Genomic DNA, 14,491 nt, shown 5'->3' with positions numbered 1-14,491 from the left:
CGTCAGGGGGCAGGGGTTCATGGACACCGAAGGCACGTACGGCGCGGCCAGGCGCGCGGAGGTACCCCGGCCGGCCGGACCGCCGACGGTCCCTCCGGCCGTTCCCGCGGGCGGCGCAGCGGCAGCGGCGCCGTTCGTACCCCCGCCGCCCGTGCACGCCCCCAGCGCCGGACCCGCGCTCGCCGACTGGCTGCGCGTGCCGCGGCCCGCCGCCGAACCCGGCGTCTGGCGCCACGGCTACGAGCCCCGCCCGGCCGAGCAGCCCGACCGCACCCCCGACCGGTCCCTGGCCAGCGGCGCCGTCATCTCCTTCCTGGCCTGCGTGCTGTTGTGGTCCCTGCTGGAGAACGGCTACATCCCCTACTGGGACCTGCTGCTGAAGCTGTTCACGCCCCGCAGCTGGTGGGAGTTCGGGCGGCCCGCCGACCACCGCGCGGCCGCCGCCCTGGAGGCGTACCGGCTGGTCCTGACCGGTCTGCTGCTCTACGGCTTCGGCCGACTCGGCAGCTGGCGCGCCGCCTTCGACCGGCTCGTCGTCGCCCGCGGTCCCGGCGTCCGGGCGGCTGCGGCCGCCGCAGGCGCCCTCGTCGCGCTCGCGCTCGTCGAGACGAAGGCCCTGCCGGTCCACCCGCTCGCCTTCAGCCACCTGCCGTACGCCGAGATCGGCCGGACGGCCAACGCCGTGCTGACCCCGCTGCTGTACGCCCTGATCTACCTGCCCCTGCTGTGGTTCTTCGCCCGCCTCGGCGGATGGCGCGGCCGCCGTGCCCCGGCCGGGCCCGCGCCCGCGGCCGGCTCCGCTGCCGCCGCCCCCGCGGCCGATCCCGCGAGCTGGCCGCAGCTGCGGGCCGCCGGGCTCGCCGAGGCCGCCGACCGGCTCGCCGCCGAGACCGGCTCGGGCCGGATGAACGACGTCGACTGCGTCCGCATCCGCCGCGCCTGGCAGTCCGTACAGGCCGACCCCACCCGGTTGCGCGCCTTCACCGACGCCGTGCGCGAGCAGGGCGCCGCGGCCTGCCTGCACCCCTCCCGCGAGCGCGACCTGCCCGTCCGCGCCGCCCGCCACGACCTCGCCGTCCGGCAGGTCAGGCTCGGCGCCGTCACCTCCGGCGAGCGCAACCCGTACCCGAGGCGCGGTACCGGGCTCGCCCTCGACCCCGAGGTGCTCGGCACCTCGCTGCTGGCCGTCGGCCCCTCCGGTGCGGGCAAGACCCGGCAGCTGGTCCGGCCCGTCGTCGAGTCCCTCGCCCTCCAGGCCCTGGCCGGGCAGGCCGCCGTGATCGCGGTCGGCGCCGCCGGAGCCCCGCTCGGGCCCGACGCGGCCTACGACGTCGTCGTCAGGATCGCGGACCCGGGCTCGGTGTACGACCTCGACCTCTACGGCGGCACCGCCGACCCCGACGAGGCCGCGGCCCTGCTCGCCGAGGGCTTCGCCGGGGACGTGCCCGGCGACGGCACGCGGCGCGCGGCCACCGCGCTCGCCCAGCTCCTCGGCCCGTTCCGGACCGTGCACGGACGCTTCCCCGGCATCCCCGAACTGCGCGAGCTCCTGGACGGACCGCCCGCCGCCCGCGCCGGCCTGCGGGCCGCCCTGGAGGACGCCGGGCAGCACGTCATGCTGCGCGAGCTCGACGCCCGCGAGCGGCAGACGGGGGCGCCCGGCGACCCCGGACCGCTGCTCGCCGACCGCGTCGCCCTCCTCGACCGGCCCGCCTTCGCGGGCTTCTTCGACACCGGCGGCACCGGCCGGCCCTTCTCGCTGCGCTCGCTCGAACACCCGCTGCGCGTCCGGATCGACCTGCCGGAGCGCGGCCACGCCGAGGCGTCCCGGATGCTGGCCCGGCTGCTCCTGTCCCAGTTCACGGCGAGCGCCGCGGCCCGCGCCGACCGCTCCCTCTTCGCCTGCCTCGTCCTCGACGACGCCGCGCACACCCTGACCGCCGAGACCGTGCGCGGCGTACAGCGGCTGCGGTCGGCCAACGCCGGCGTGCTGATGTCGCTGCGGACGCTGGACGACGTACCGGAGCAGCTGCGGACCCCGCTGCTGGGGGCGGTCGGCTGCCGGATGGCGTTCTCCGGGGTCACCACCTGGGACGGCAAGCGGTTCGCGGAGGCCTGGGGCACCGAATGGGTCGAGGCGCGGGACGTCACCAGCCGGACCGTCTACGCCGACCAGCCGCTCACCCGCATGGTCAACTCCTTCCGCAAGCTCGTCACCGGCAAGGCGGTCACCACGGACGCGGTCACCGTGCGGCAGGTGGAGCGGGAGCGCTGGTCGGCCTCCGAGCTCGCGCACGCCGTGCCGCCCGGGCACGCGGTCGTCTCCCTGACGTCGGTACGGGGGGAACGGGCCGCTCCGCTGCTGGTCCAGCTCGACGGCTGATGTCCGGACCCTTACGAGGTGGCAGAATCGAGCTGTGTCGTTCATACGCCACGGCGAAATCCCCTGCTTCTGAAAGCGCACGGTAACGATGCCGCTCACGCTCGCCTCGCTCGTCCAGCACTCGGCGCTCAAACTCAGCGTGCGCGCGGGGGAGGGGCGGCTGGACACGCCCGTCCGCTGGGCCCACGTCAGCGAGCTCGCCGACCCCGTCCCCTACATGGAGGGCGGGGAACTGCTGCTCGTCACGGCCATGAAGCTGGACGCCGAGAACCCCGACGAGATGCGCCGCTACGTCCGCCGCCTCGCCGCGGCCGGGGTCGTCGGCCTCGGCTTCGCCGTCGGCGTGAACTACGAACAGATCCCGCAGGCGCTCGTCGACGCCGCCCGCGCCGAGGAGCTGCCGCTGCTGGAGGTGCCCCGGCGCACCCCCTTCCTCGCGATCAGCAAGGCCGTCTCCGCGGCCCTCGCCGCAGACCAGTACCGCGCCGTGACGGCCGGCTTCGAGGCCCAGCGCGAGCTGACCCGCGCCGCGCTCTCCGCCGACGGCCCGGGCGAGCTGCTGGCCCGCCTCGCCGCCCACGTCCACGGCTGGGCGGCGCTGTACGACGCCTCCGGCATGGTGGTCGCCGCCGCCCCGGACTGGGCCGCCCGGCGCGCCGCCCGCCTCACCGCCGACGTCGAGCGGCTGCGCGAGCGGCCCGCACCGGCCAGCGCCGTGGTCGGCGGCTCCGAGGACCGGGTCGAACTCCAGTCCCTCGGCACCGGGCGGCGGGCCCGCGGCGCCCTCGCCGTCGGCACGGGCGCCCCGCTGGGCACCGCCGAGCGTTACGCCGTGCACTCGGCGGTCGCGCTGCTGACCCTCACGACGGAACGCTCCCGCTCCCTCCACGACGCCGAGTCCCGGCTCGGCGCGGCGGTGCTGCGCATGCTCCTCGAAGGCGAGCCGGAGCACGCCCGCTCGGTCGCCGGAGCCCTGCACGGCACCCTCCTCGACGCGCCTTTCCGGCTGATCGTCGCCGAGTCCCCGACGCCCGAGCCGCTCGCCCTGCTCGCCGACGCCGTGGAATCGGCCGCCGCGCGGGCGGGGGAGCCGCTGCTCGTCGTACCCGAACCCGACACCGGGCGGCTGGTGGTGCTCGCCGCGGACGGCGGGGCGGCCGCACAGGCCTGCGCCGACCACGCCGAAACCCTGGAGGCACCGGATCCCGCCGGGCCGCCCGAGCCCGGCCTCGCCGTCGGGCTGTCGGCCCCGGCCCGCCCCGAGACCGCCGCCACCGCGTACAAACAGGCCGACCAGGCCCTGGCCGTGGCGCGCCGGCGCGGCCGGACCCTGGTGGAACACGAGGACCTCGCCTCCGGCTCGGTCCTGCCGCTCCTCGCCGACGACGCGGTCCGCGCCTTCTCCGAGGGCACCCTGCGGGCCCTGCGCGAGCACGACGCCACCGGCCGCGGCGACCTCGTCGCCTCCCTCCAGGCCTGGCTCTCCCGGCACGGCCAGTGGGACGCCGCCGCCGCCGACCTGGGCGTACACCGCCACACCCTGCGCTACCGGATGCGCCGCGTCGAGGAGATCCTCGGCCGCTCCCTCGACGACCCGGACGTGCGCATGGAGCTCTGGCTGGCCCTGAAGGCCACCGGAAGCCCCTCCTGACGCCGGCGCGAGAACGACGGCCGTCCCCGCGGACAGTGACAAACCGGAGCAGGGGCGCCGCAGGGTGCTACAGACCGGATAAGCAACGAAACACCCCGGCAGACCTACCTTGGGAGGGACAGCACCCACCGCACAGATCCGAAGGGCCGGGATTCGCATGACTTCCACCCACGCCTTCTGGCTCGCCGGCCGCCAGGCGACCGGCGATGACAGCTTCGACGTCCACTCCCCGTGGGACGGCCGGCTGGTCGGCACCGTCAGCGTGCCCACCGACGCCCAGGTCGAAGAGGCCGTGGCCGCGGCGTACGCCGTGACGGCGGAATTCTCCGCGACTCCCGCCCACGTACGCGCCGCCGCCCTGGACCACGTGTCCAAGCGGCTCACCGAGCGCACCGAGGAGATCGCCCAGCTGATCTCCGCCGAGAACGGCAAGCCGATCAAGTGGGCGCGCGGCGAGGTCGGCCGTGCCGTCTCCGTGTTCCGCTTCGCCGCCGAAGAGGCCCGCCGCTTCAACGGCGGGGACGCCCAGCGCCTCGACACCGACGCCGGCGGCGTCGGCCGCCTCGCGCTGACCCGCCGCTTCGTCAAGGGCCCGGTCCTCGGCATCGCGCCGTTCAACTTCCCGCTGAACCTGTGCGCCCACAAGGTGGCCCCCGCCATCGCCGTCGGCGCGCCGATCATCCTCAAGCCGGCCCCGGCCACCCCGCTCTCCGGCCTGATCCTCGGCGAGCTGCTGGCCGAGACCGACCTGCCGGCCGGCTCCTGGTCCGTGCTGCCCGTCGCCAACGACAAGATGCCGGCCCTGGTCAAGGACGAGCGCCTGCCCGTCATCTCCTTCACCGGTTCCGACAAGGTCGGCTACGCCATCCAGCAGTCGGTGCCCCACAAGCACTGCACCCTGGAGCTCGGCGGCAACGCCGCGGCCGTGGTCCTCGCCGACTGGTCCTCCGAGGCCGACCTCGACTGGGCCGCCACCCGCATCGCGACCTTCGCGAACTACCAGGCCGGCCAGTCCTGCATCTCCGTGCAGCGGGTCATCGCCGACGCCTCCGTCTACGACCGGCTCGTCGAGAAGGTCGTCGCCAACGTCCGCGCCCAGGTCACCGGCGACCCGAACGACGCCGCCACCGACGTCGGCCCGCTCGTCTCCGAGGACGCCGCCAAGCGCGTCGAGTCCTGGGTGGACGAGGCCGTCAACGCCGGCGCGAAGCTGCTCACCGGCGGCAAGCGCGAGGGCGCCTCGTACGAGCCCACCGTGCTCGCCGAGCTCCCCGCCGACGTCACCCTCGCCTGCGAGGAGGTCTTCGGACCGGTCCTGACCCTGCACCGGGTCGAGGGCACCGACGAGGCCTTCGCCGCCGTCAACGACTCGAAGTTCGGCCTCCAGACGGGCGTCTTCACCCGCGACATCCAGGTCGCCTTCCGCGCCCACCGCGAGCTCGAGGTCGGCGGCGTGATCGTCGGCGACGCGCCGTCCTACCGCGCCGACCAGATGCCGTACGGCGGCGTCAAGCAGTCCGGCGTGGGCCGCGAGGGCGTCCGCTACGCGATGGACGACTACACGTACGAGCGGGTCCTGGTCCTGACCGGCCTCGACATCTGATCTCGTACGGCCACTGAGCCGACGGCCGGAGCCTACTGTGCGGGGGCTCCGGCCGTCCCTTTTCCCGTTCCTCGCCCCCACCAGTTTCCGGGCCCGTGCCCCACCTGGCCCGTCCCGGCTTTTCCGGCGCGCCCCGAGCGGGTACGACTGACAGGTAGCACCGGCCGGTAGTCCCGGCGGTGAACCCGACTCGGCGGCGAGGTGAGCCCCCTCATGTCCGCACCACAGCCCGTACAGCCCGCTCAGCCCAAGGTCACGGAACGCGAGGCACGGCAGGTCGCGGAAGCAGCCCGGGAACAGGACTGGCGCAAGCCCAGCTTCGCCAAGGAACTGTTCCTCGGCAGGTTCCGTCTCGACCTGATCCACCCCCACCCGCTCCCCGCCGACGAGGACGTCCGGCGCGGCGAGGCCTTCCTGGCCCGCCTGCGGGAGTTCTGCGAGCGCGAGATCGACGGCGCACGCATCGAGCGCGAGGCGAAGATCCCGGACGAGACCGTCCGCGGCCTCAAGGAGCTCGGCGCGCTCGGCATGAAGATCGACACCAAGTACGGCGGCCTCGGCCTCACCCAGGTGTACTACAACAAGGCCCTCGCCCTGGTCGGCTCGGCCAGCCCCGCCATCGGCGCCCTGCTCTCGGCGCACCAGTCCATCGGGGTCCCCCAGCCGCTGAAGATCTTCGGCACCCAGGAGCAGAAGGACCTCTTCCTGCCCCGCTGCGCCACCACCGACATCACCGCCTTCCTGCTCACCGAGCCGGACGTGGGCTCCGACCCGGCCCGGCTGGCCACCACCGCGGTCCCCGACGGCGACTCCTACGTCCTCGACGGCGTGAAGCTGTGGACCACCAACGGCGTGGTCGCCGACCTGCTGGTGGTCATGGCCCGGGTGCCCCGGCACGAAGGCGGCAAGGGCGGCATCACCGCTTTCGTCGTCGAGGCCGACTCGCCCGGCATCACCGTCGAGCACCGCAACGCCTTCATGGGCCTGCGCGGCCTGGAGAACGGCGTCACCCGCTTCCACCAGGTCAGGGTCCCCGCCGCGCACCGAATCGGCCCCGAGGGCGCCGGCCTCAAGATCGCCCTGACCACCCTCAACACCGGCCGGCTCTCGCTTCCCGCCATGTGCGTCGGCGCCGGCAAGTGGTGCCTGAAGATCGCCCGCGAGTGGTCCGGGGTGCGGGAGCAGTGGGGCCGCCCGGTGGCCCGGCACGAGGCCGTCGGAGCCAAGATCTCCTTCATCGCCGCGACGACCTTCGCCCTCGAAGCCGTCGTCGACCTCTCCTCCCAGATGGCCGACGAGGACCGCAACGACATCCGCATCGAGGCCGCCCTCGCCAAGCTCTACGGCTCCGAGATGGCCTGCCTGATGGCCGACGAACTCGTCCAGATCCGCGGCGGCCGCGGCTTCGAGACCGCCGAGTCCCTGGCCGCCCGCGGCGAGCGCGCCGTCCCCGCCGAGCAGATGCTGCGCGACCTGCGCATCAACCGGATCTTCGAGGGCTCGACCGAGATCATGCACCTGCTGATCGCGCGCGAGGCCGTGGACGCCCACCTCTCGGTCGCCGGCGACCTCATCGACCCCGACAAGGACCTCGCCGACAAGGCGAAGGCGGGCGCCCGCGCGGCCGGCTTCTACGCCCGCTGGCTGCCGAAGCTCGCCACCGGCCCCGGACAGGTGCCCGGCACCTACCGGGAGTTCCACCCCGCCGGCCACCCCGACCTCGCCGCCCACCTGCGCTACGTGGAGCGCAGCGCCCGCAAGCTCGCCCGCTCCACCTTCTACGCCATGTCCCGCTGGCAGGGCCGCATGGAGACCAAGCAGGGCTTCCTCGGCCGGATCGTCGACATCGGCGCCGAGCTGTTCGCCATGAGCGCGGCCTGCGTGCGCGCCGAACACCTGCGGGCCTCCGGCGACCACGGACGCGAGGCCTACCAGCTCGCCGACGCCTTCTGCCGCCAGTCGCGGCTGCGCGTCGAAGAGCTCTTCGGCCGTCTGTGGTCCAACACCGACGACCTCGACCGCAAGGTCGTCGCCGGAGTGCTGTCCGGTACGTACACCTGGCTCGAAGAGGGCGTCATCGACCCCTCGGGCGAAGGCCCCTGGATCGCCGACGCCACCCCGGGCCCCTCCCAGCAGAAGAACGTGCACCGGCCCATCCGCTGACCTGCAATGACCGCTCGCCGGTTACGTGTACGTGTACGAGGACCGCGAGCAGGAACGACCGGCCCGGTGCGTGGCGCTGCTCCTGCGCCGCGCGCCGGACGCCGAGACGGCGGGTGTCCCGCCGCCGGCGCCACGGCCGAGGCCCCGGACGCGTGGTGGCGGGCCTCTCTGCTGCTCGCGGACTTCCCGGGCACCCCCGGCCGAACTGCCGGCCGAAGCCGCCCGGGACGCCACCCGGACGGAGGAATGGGGGAGGGCGTGTCCGGACACGGCGCGGATGCGGCAAGAATGGGGGGCATGAGCGTCCGTCCAGCCCCTCTCGCCGATCCGCACGTCCTCTTCGACACCGCGGCCGGCCGCCGGGACATCGTCGTCCTCGGCTCCACCGGATCCATCGGCACCCAGGCCGTCGACCTGGTCCTGCGCAACCCCGACCGCTTCCGGGTGACCGGGCTGTCCGCGGCCGGCGGCCGGGTCGCCCTGCTCGCCGAGCAGGCCCGCCTGCTGCGGGTCCGCACGGTTGCCGTGGCCCGCGAGGACGTCGTACCGGCCCTCCGGGAGGCGCTGCGCGCCCAGTACGGCGACGAGCCGCTGCCGGAGGTCCTCGCCGGGCCCGACGCCGCGACCCAGCTCGCCGCGTCCGACTGCCACACCGTCCTCAACGGCATCACCGGCTCCATCGGACTGGCGCCCACCCTCGCCGCCCTGGAGGCGGGCCGCACCCTCGCCCTGGCCAACAAGGAATCGCTGATCGTCGGCGGCCCCCTGGTCAAGGCCCTCGCCGAGCCGGGCCAGATCATCCCGGTGGACTCCGAGCACGCCGCGCTCTTCCAGGCCCTGGCCGGCGGCACCCGCGCCGACGTGCGCAAGCTCGTCGTGACGGCCTCCGGCGGCCCCTTCCGCGGCCGTACGCGCGACGAGCTGGCGTCCGTCACCGTCGAGGACGCCCTCGCCCACCCCACCTGGGCCATGGGCCCGGTCATCACCGTCAACAGCGCCACCCTGGTCAACAAGGGACTGGAGGTGATCGAGGCCCACCTGCTCTACGACATCCCGTTCGAGCGCATCGAGGTCGTCGTCCACCCCCAGTCGTACGTCCACTCGATGGTGGAATTCACGGACGGCTCCACGCTCGCCCAGGCCACCCCGCCGGACATGCGCGGGCCCATCGCGATCGGCATCGGCTGGCCCGAGCGGGTCCCGGACGCCGCCCCCGCCTTCGACTGGACCAAGGCCTCCACCTGGGAGTTCTTCCCCCTCGACACCGAGGCCTTCCCCTCGGTGGGCCTGGCGCGGCACGTCGGCACCCTCGGGGGCACGGCCCCCGCCGTGTTCAATGCGGCGAACGAGGAGTGTGTGGACGCGTTCCTCGCCGGTCGGCTGCCGTTCACGGCAATCATGGATACCGTCACCGCTGTGGTGGAAGACCACGGGACGCCGCGTGCGGGAACCTCGCTGACGCTCGCCGACGTCCTCGAAGCGGAGACCTGGGCCCGGGCCCGGGCCAGGGAGCTGGCGGCGAAGGCCGCCGTGGAGGCGCGCGCATGACCCTCTTCATGACGGTGCTGGGGATACTCGTCTTCCTGGTCGGCCTGCTCGTCTCCATCGCGTGGCACGAGCTGGGGCACCTCTCCACGGCCAAGATGTTCGGGATCCGCGTGCCGCAGTACATGGTCGGCTTCGGCCCGACCATCTGGTCGCGGCACAAGGGCGAGACCGAGTACGGGATCAAGGCCATCCCGATGGGCGGCTACATCCGCATGATCGGGATGTTCCCCCCCGGGGACGACGGCAAGGTCACCGTCCGCTCCACCTCGCCCTTCCGCACGATGATCGAGGACGCCCGCTCGGCCGCCTACGAGGAACTCCGGCCGGGCGACGAGAAGCGGCTCTTCTACACGCGCAAGCCGTGGAAGCGCGTCATCGTGATGTTCGCCGGACCGTTCATGAACCTGATCCTGGCCGTGGTGCTCTTCATCGGCGTGCTGATGACCTTCGGGCTCAACACCCAGACCACCACCGTCAGCTCGGTCTCCGCCTGCGTCATCCAGCAGAGCGAGAAGCGCGACAAGTGCACCGCCGCGGACCCGGAGGCCCCCGCCAAGGCCGCCGGACTCAAGGCCGGCGACAAGATCGTCGCCTTCAACGGCGAGAAGGTCGACGACTGGTCCTCCCTCCAGAAGGACATCCGCGGCACGATCGGCCCCGCCACCATCACCGTGGAGCGGGCCGGCAAGCAGGTCGACCTGCACGCCACCCTGATCGAGAACAGGGTCGCCAAGACCGACGGCAGCGGCCGCTACGTAAAGGACCAGTACGTCACCGCCGGCTTCCTCGGATTCGCCCCGGCCGTCGGTTACGTCGACCAGTCCTTCACCCAGGCCGTGGGCCAGATGGGCGAGATGTTCCAGGCCGGCGTCGACTCCCTGGTCGCCCTGCCCGCCAAGGTCCCCGACCTGTGGAACGCCGCCTTCAACGGCGCCGAGCGCGAGCAGGACTCCCCGATGGGCATCGTCGGCGCGGCCCGCGTCAGCGGCGAGATCTTCAACCTGGACATCCCGCCGCAGTACCAGCTGGAGTTCTTCCTGAAGCTCCTGGCCGGCTTCAACCTGTCCCTGTTCCTGTTCAACATGCTGCCGCTGCTGCCGCTGGACGGCGGCCACATCGCGGGCGCCCTGTGGGAGTCCGTACGCCGGCACACCGCGCGGATCTTCCGCCGGCCCGACCCGGGTCCGTTCGACGTGGCGAAGCTGATGCCCGTCGCGTACGTGGTCGCGGGCGTGTTCGTCTGCTTCACGGTCCTGGTGATGGTCGCGGACGTGGTGAACCCGATCAAGATCTCGTAGCGCCGACGGCGATATACACCGTAAGGAGGGAGCCGGGCACGCATTGTGCCCGGCTCCCCGCGTTCGGGTGGCGGGGGCGGGGCGCATGCACGGGGACCGCGCTGATTGGCGTAATCTCGAAGGCTGGAGCCCGCCGATATCGGGACCTTGATCCACACCTTGGGGTTGCACAGCAGATGACTGCGATTTCTCTCGGAATGCCGGCCGTACCGACGAAGCTCGCCGACCGTCGGGTCAGCCGCAAGATCCAGGTCGGTTCCGTGGCCGTCGGCGGCGACGCGCCCGTCTCGGTGCAGTCGATGACCACGACGCGGACCTCCGACATCGGCGCCACGCTCCAGCAGATCGCCGAGCTGACCGCCTCCGGCTGCCAGATCGTCCGCGTGGCCTGCCCGACCCAGGACGACGCCGACGCCCTCTCGGTGATCGCGAAGAAGTCGCAGATCCCCGTGATCGCCGACATCCACTTCCAGCCGAAGTATGTCTTCGCCGCCATCGACGCCGGCTGCGCCGCGGTCCGCGTCAACCCCGGCAACATCAAGCAGTTCGACGACAAGGTCAAGGAGATCGCGCGCGCCGCCAAGGACGCGGGCACGCCGATCCGAATCGGCGTCAACGCCGGCTCCCTCGACGCCCGCCTGCTGCGCAAGTACGGCAAGGCCACCCCCGAGGCGCTGGTCGAGTCCGCGCTGTGGGAGGCCTCCCTCTTCGAGGAGCACGACTTCCGCGACATCAAGATCTCGGTCAAGCACAACGACCCCGTCGTGATGGTCGAGGCCTACCGCCAGCTCGCCGCCCAGTGCGACTACCCGCTGCACCTCGGCGTCACCGAGGCCGGCCCCGCCTTCCAGGGCACCATCAAGTCCGCCGTCGCCTTCGGCGCCCTGCTCTCCCAGGGCATCGGCGACACCATCCGCGTCTCGCTCTCCGCGCCCCCGGCCGAGGAGATCAAGGTCGGCATCCAGATCCTGGAGTCGCTCAACCTCCGCCAGCGCCGCCTGGAGATCGTCTCCTGCCCCTCCTGCGGCCGCGCCCAGGTCGACGTGTACAAGCTCGCCGAGGAGGTCACGGCGGGCCTGGACGGCATGGAGGTCCCGCTGCGCGTCGCGGTCATGGGCTGCGTCGTCAACGGCCCCGGCGAGGCCCGCGAGGCCGACCTCGGCGTCGCCTCCGGCAACGGCAAGGGCCAGATCTTCGTGAAGGGCGAGGTCATCAAGACCGTTCCCGAGTCGAAGATCGTCGAGACCCTCATCGAAGAGGCGATGAAGCTCGCCGAGCAGATGGAGAAGGACGGCGTCATGAGCGGCGAGCCCACGGTCTCCGTCGCCGGCTGATCCACGGACCGCGCCCCGGCCCCCGTAACCGCAGCTCGCGGCGGGGGCCGGGGCCTTTTCGTGACCTCGACGGGGCGGCGTCCCGCAGGGACGCCGGGTACAGTGCGGAGATCAGCAGACTTGCATGGTGAGGCCCCGACAGTGTTGACGCAGACCACCACCCGGGTCCTCGAGCCCAGCGATCTCGACGCCGCGCTCGAGGTGCTGGACCGCGATCCGGTCACGAACGCCTTCGTCACCTCGCGGGTCCAGGTCGCCGGGCTGGACCCGTGGCGCCTGGGCGGCGAGATGTGGGGCTGGTACACCGGCGGCACGCTCCGCTCCCTGTGCTACTCGGGCGCCAACCTCGTCCCCGTCTGCGCCACCCCCGACGCCGTACGCGCCTTCGCCGACCGCGCCCGCCGCGCCGGCCGCCGCTGCTCCTCCATCGTCGGCCCCGCCGAGCCCACCGCACTGCTGTGGCAGCTCCTGGAGCCCTCCTGGGGCCCGGCCCGCGACATCCGTGCCCACCAGCCGCTGATGGTCACCGAACAGCCGTCCGCCGAGATCGCCCCCGACCCGCTGGTCCGCCGCATCCGCAAGAGCGAGATGGAGCTGATCATGCCCGCCTGCGTGGCCATGTTCACCGAGGAGGTCGGCGTCTCCCCGCTCGCGGGCGACGGCGGCCTGCTCTACCAGGCGCGCGTGGCCGAACTGGTCGCCGCCGGCCGCTCCTTCGCCCGGGTCGAGGACGGCAAGGTCGTCTTCAAGGCCGAGATCGGCGCGGCCACCTCCCGCGCCTGCCAGATCCAGGGCGTGTGGGTCGCCCCGGAATTCCGCGGCCGCGGGCACTCCGAGACCGGCATGGCGGCCGTCGTCGCGTACGCCCTGCGCGACGTCGCGCCCGTGGTGAGCCTCTACGTGAACGACTTCAACACCGCCGCCCGCGCCGCCTACCGCCGGGTCGGCTTCCGCGAGGTCGGCGCCTTCATGAGCGTGCTCTTCTGAGACCGGCTGCTTCCCGCTGCACGCCGCCGCTTCCTGTCCTTTCCCGTACTGCGCCGGGCGGCGGCCGAGTAAGGTCACCGCATGCCGCATGAACCCGGGCACCGGCCCCGCCTCCCCGCCGGAGTCGCCATCGGTCCGCTGGACCTGAGCGCGCACGTCGACGAGGCCCTCGAAGTCCAGGCCGTGGCCTTCGGCCTGACGGACGAAGAGGTCGGCATCAGGCGCCACATCGTGCTGCGCCACATGACCCACCGGGGCGCCCGAGCCCTCGGCGCCACGCTCGAGGACGGCACCCTGGTCGGCTTCGTCTACGGCATGCCCAACGACCGCGCCCACTGGTGGTCCACCGTCGTCGAGCCGTACCTGCGCGAGGGCGGGCACGAGGGCTGGCTCGACGGTTCCTTCGTCATCACCGAACTGCACGTCCACCCCGGCTACCAGGGCCGCGGCGTCGGCCGGAGCCTGATCACCGAGATCACCGACGGCTCCGGGCTCACGCGCTCGATCCTCTCCGCCGTGGACACCGAGAGCCCGGCCCGCGGCCTCTACCGCGCCCTCGGGTACCAGGACCTGGCGCGGCGGGTGCACTTCCCCAGCGCCGCGCAGCCGTACGCCGTCATGGGAGCTCCGCTGCCCCTGAACCGCCGTCCGTAGCCGGCGGGTCGGCAGCCTCCGCCGGCGCGGTGTCCGCCGGGGGAGCAGACGCCGGGGGAGAGGCCGAGGGGGGAGGGGGCGCGGCGGGCCGCGGCTGGGCCTCCGCCGCCCGCTCCAGGAACCGCAGCAGCTCCACCGGGAACGGCAGCACCAGCGTCGAGTTCTTCTCCGCCGCCACCGCGACCACGGTCTGGAGCAGCCGCAGCTGGAGGGCGGCCGGCTGCTCGCTCATCACCTCGGCGGCCTGCGCCAGCTTCTTCGAGGCCTGGAGCTCGGCGTCGGCGTTGATCACCCGGGCCCGCCGCTCGCGGTCGGCCTCGGCCTGCCGGGCCATCGACCGCTTCATCGTCTCCGGCAGCGACACGTCCTTGATCTCGACCCGGTCGATCTGCACGCCCCAGCCCATCGCGGGGCTGTCGATCATCAGCTCCAGGCCCTGGTTGAGCTTCTCGCGGTTGGAGAGCAGGTCGTCGAGGTCGCTCTTGCCGATGATCGACCGCAGCGAGGTCTGGGCCATCTGCGAGACCGCGAAGCGGTAGTCCTCGACCTCGATGATCGCGCTGGCCGCGTCGATCACCTTGAAGTACACGACGGCGTCCACCCGCACGGTGACGTTGTCCCGCGTGATGCCCTCCTGCGCAGGCACCGGCAGCGTCACGATCTGCATGTTCACCTTGCGCAGCCGGTCGACGACCGGGACGACCATGGTGAAGCCGGGAGGCCTGATGCCCTCCCGCAACCGCCCCAGACGGAAGACCACACCACGTTCGTACTGCTTGACGACCCGGGCGGCGATGGCGGCGTAGGCCACGACAGCGGTGCCCGCGACCGCGGCGGCGGTCAGGAGTTCTTCGACCATGACGGCCCCCT

At 73.0% G+C, this 14,491-nt stretch carries 10 protein-coding genes; 9 read left to right on the top strand and 1 reads right to left on the bottom strand.

Features of this window, described 5'->3' with window-relative positions:
* Positions 1 to 19: 19 nt before the first annotated feature.
* From ACZ7H1_RS01745 to ACZ7H1_RS01705, 9 genes are all read left to right on the top strand, one after another.
* Entirely contained in the window at positions 20 to 2,383 is a 2,364-nt protein-coding gene (locus ACZ7H1_RS01745) for an ATP/GTP-binding protein (RefSeq protein WP_470782827.1), read from the top strand.
* 88 nt (positions 2,384 to 2,471) lie between these two features.
* Positions 2,472 to 4,034 carry a PucR family transcriptional regulator gene (locus ACZ7H1_RS01740; protein WP_470782825.1) on the top strand — a complete coding sequence of 521 codons (1,563 nt, stop codon included), beginning with the start codon at positions 2,472 to 2,474 and terminating at the stop codon, positions 4,032 to 4,034.
* Between the two features lie 157 nt (positions 4,035 to 4,191).
* Positions 4,192 to 5,637 (top strand): aldehyde dehydrogenase family protein, encoded by a 1,446-nt coding sequence (locus ACZ7H1_RS01735; protein WP_470782823.1) that lies wholly within the window; start codon positions 4,192 to 4,194, stop codon positions 5,635 to 5,637.
* Positions 5,638 to 5,850: 213 nt separating this feature from the next.
* Positions 5,851 to 7,800 carry an acyl-CoA dehydrogenase family protein gene (locus tag ACZ7H1_RS01730; RefSeq protein WP_470782821.1) on the top strand — a complete coding sequence of 650 codons (1,950 nt, stop codon included), beginning with the start codon at positions 5,851 to 5,853 and terminating at the stop codon, positions 7,798 to 7,800.
* A gap of 297 nt (positions 7,801 to 8,097) precedes the next feature.
* Positions 8,098 to 9,348 carry a 1-deoxy-D-xylulose-5-phosphate reductoisomerase gene (dxr, locus tag ACZ7H1_RS01725; RefSeq protein ID WP_470782819.1) on the top strand — a complete coding sequence of 417 codons (1,251 nt, stop codon included), beginning with the start codon at positions 8,098 to 8,100 and terminating at the stop codon, positions 9,346 to 9,348.
* Positions 9,345 to 10,646, top strand: a complete 1,302-nt coding sequence (locus ACZ7H1_RS01720; protein ID WP_470782817.1) for a M50 family metallopeptidase — start codon at positions 9,345 to 9,347, stop codon at positions 10,644 to 10,646. Before dxr ends, ACZ7H1_RS01720 begins: the two co-directional genes overlap by 4 nt.
* A 176-nt stretch (positions 10,647 to 10,822) precedes the next feature.
* Positions 10,823 to 11,980: a flavodoxin-dependent (E)-4-hydroxy-3-methylbut-2-enyl-diphosphate synthase gene (gene ispG, locus ACZ7H1_RS01715; protein ID WP_470782815.1), complete on the top strand. Its 1,158-nt coding sequence runs from the start codon at positions 10,823 to 10,825 to the stop codon at positions 11,978 to 11,980.
* A 144-nt stretch (positions 11,981 to 12,124) separates the two neighbouring features.
* The gene (locus tag ACZ7H1_RS01710; protein WP_470782814.1) at positions 12,125 to 12,967 is read left to right on the top strand and encodes a GNAT family N-acetyltransferase; all 843 of its coding nucleotides are present in this window, start codon (positions 12,125 to 12,127) and stop codon (positions 12,965 to 12,967) included.
* A gap of 81 nt (positions 12,968 to 13,048) precedes the next feature.
* Positions 13,049 to 13,621, top strand: coding sequence for a GNAT family N-acetyltransferase (locus tag ACZ7H1_RS01705; protein ID WP_470782813.1), 573 nt, complete (start codon positions 13,049 to 13,051; stop codon positions 13,619 to 13,621).
* On the opposite strand, the gene ACZ7H1_RS01700 is transcribed toward ACZ7H1_RS01705, so the two are convergent.
* Positions 13,584 to 14,480, bottom strand: coding sequence for a slipin family protein (locus tag ACZ7H1_RS01700; RefSeq protein WP_470782812.1), 897 nt, complete (start codon positions 14,478 to 14,480; stop codon positions 13,584 to 13,586). The genes ACZ7H1_RS01705 and ACZ7H1_RS01700 overlap by 38 nt on opposite strands.
* Positions 14,481 to 14,491 lie beyond the last annotated feature (11 nt).

The sequence above is a fragment of the Streptomyces sp. NPDC037401 genome, assembly GCF_055602345.1.
The sequence above is the reverse complement of the archived record's forward strand: the minus strand, read 5'-3'. Positions and strand labels throughout refer to the sequence as shown.

Excerpts from the sequence above, each read along its gene's own strand:
- ACZ7H1_RS01745 (WP_470782827.1), top strand. The coding sequence starts at position 20 with ATGGACACCGAAGGCACGTACGGCGCGGCCAGGCGCGCGGAGGTACCC.
- ACZ7H1_RS01740 (WP_470782825.1), top strand. The coding sequence starts at position 2,472 with ATGCCGCTCACGCTCGCCTCGCTCGTCCAGCACTCGGCGCTCAAACTC.
- ACZ7H1_RS01735 (WP_470782823.1), top strand. The coding sequence starts at position 4,192 with ATGACTTCCACCCACGCCTTCTGGCTCGCCGGCCGCCAGGCGACCGGC.
- ACZ7H1_RS01730 (WP_470782821.1), top strand. The coding sequence starts at position 5,851 with ATGTCCGCACCACAGCCCGTACAGCCCGCTCAGCCCAAGGTCACGGAA.
- dxr (WP_470782819.1), top strand. The coding sequence starts at position 8,098 with ATGAGCGTCCGTCCAGCCCCTCTCGCCGATCCGCACGTCCTCTTCGAC.
- ACZ7H1_RS01720 (WP_470782817.1), top strand. The coding sequence starts at position 9,345 with ATGACCCTCTTCATGACGGTGCTGGGGATACTCGTCTTCCTGGTCGGC.
- ispG (WP_470782815.1), top strand. The coding sequence starts at position 10,823 with ATGACTGCGATTTCTCTCGGAATGCCGGCCGTACCGACGAAGCTCGCC.
- ACZ7H1_RS01705 (WP_470782813.1), top strand. The coding sequence starts at position 13,049 with ATGCCGCATGAACCCGGGCACCGGCCCCGCCTCCCCGCCGGAGTCGCC.
- ACZ7H1_RS01700 (WP_470782812.1), bottom strand. The coding sequence starts at position 14,480 with ATGGTCGAAGAACTCCTGACCGCCGCCGCGGTCGCGGGCACCGCTGTC.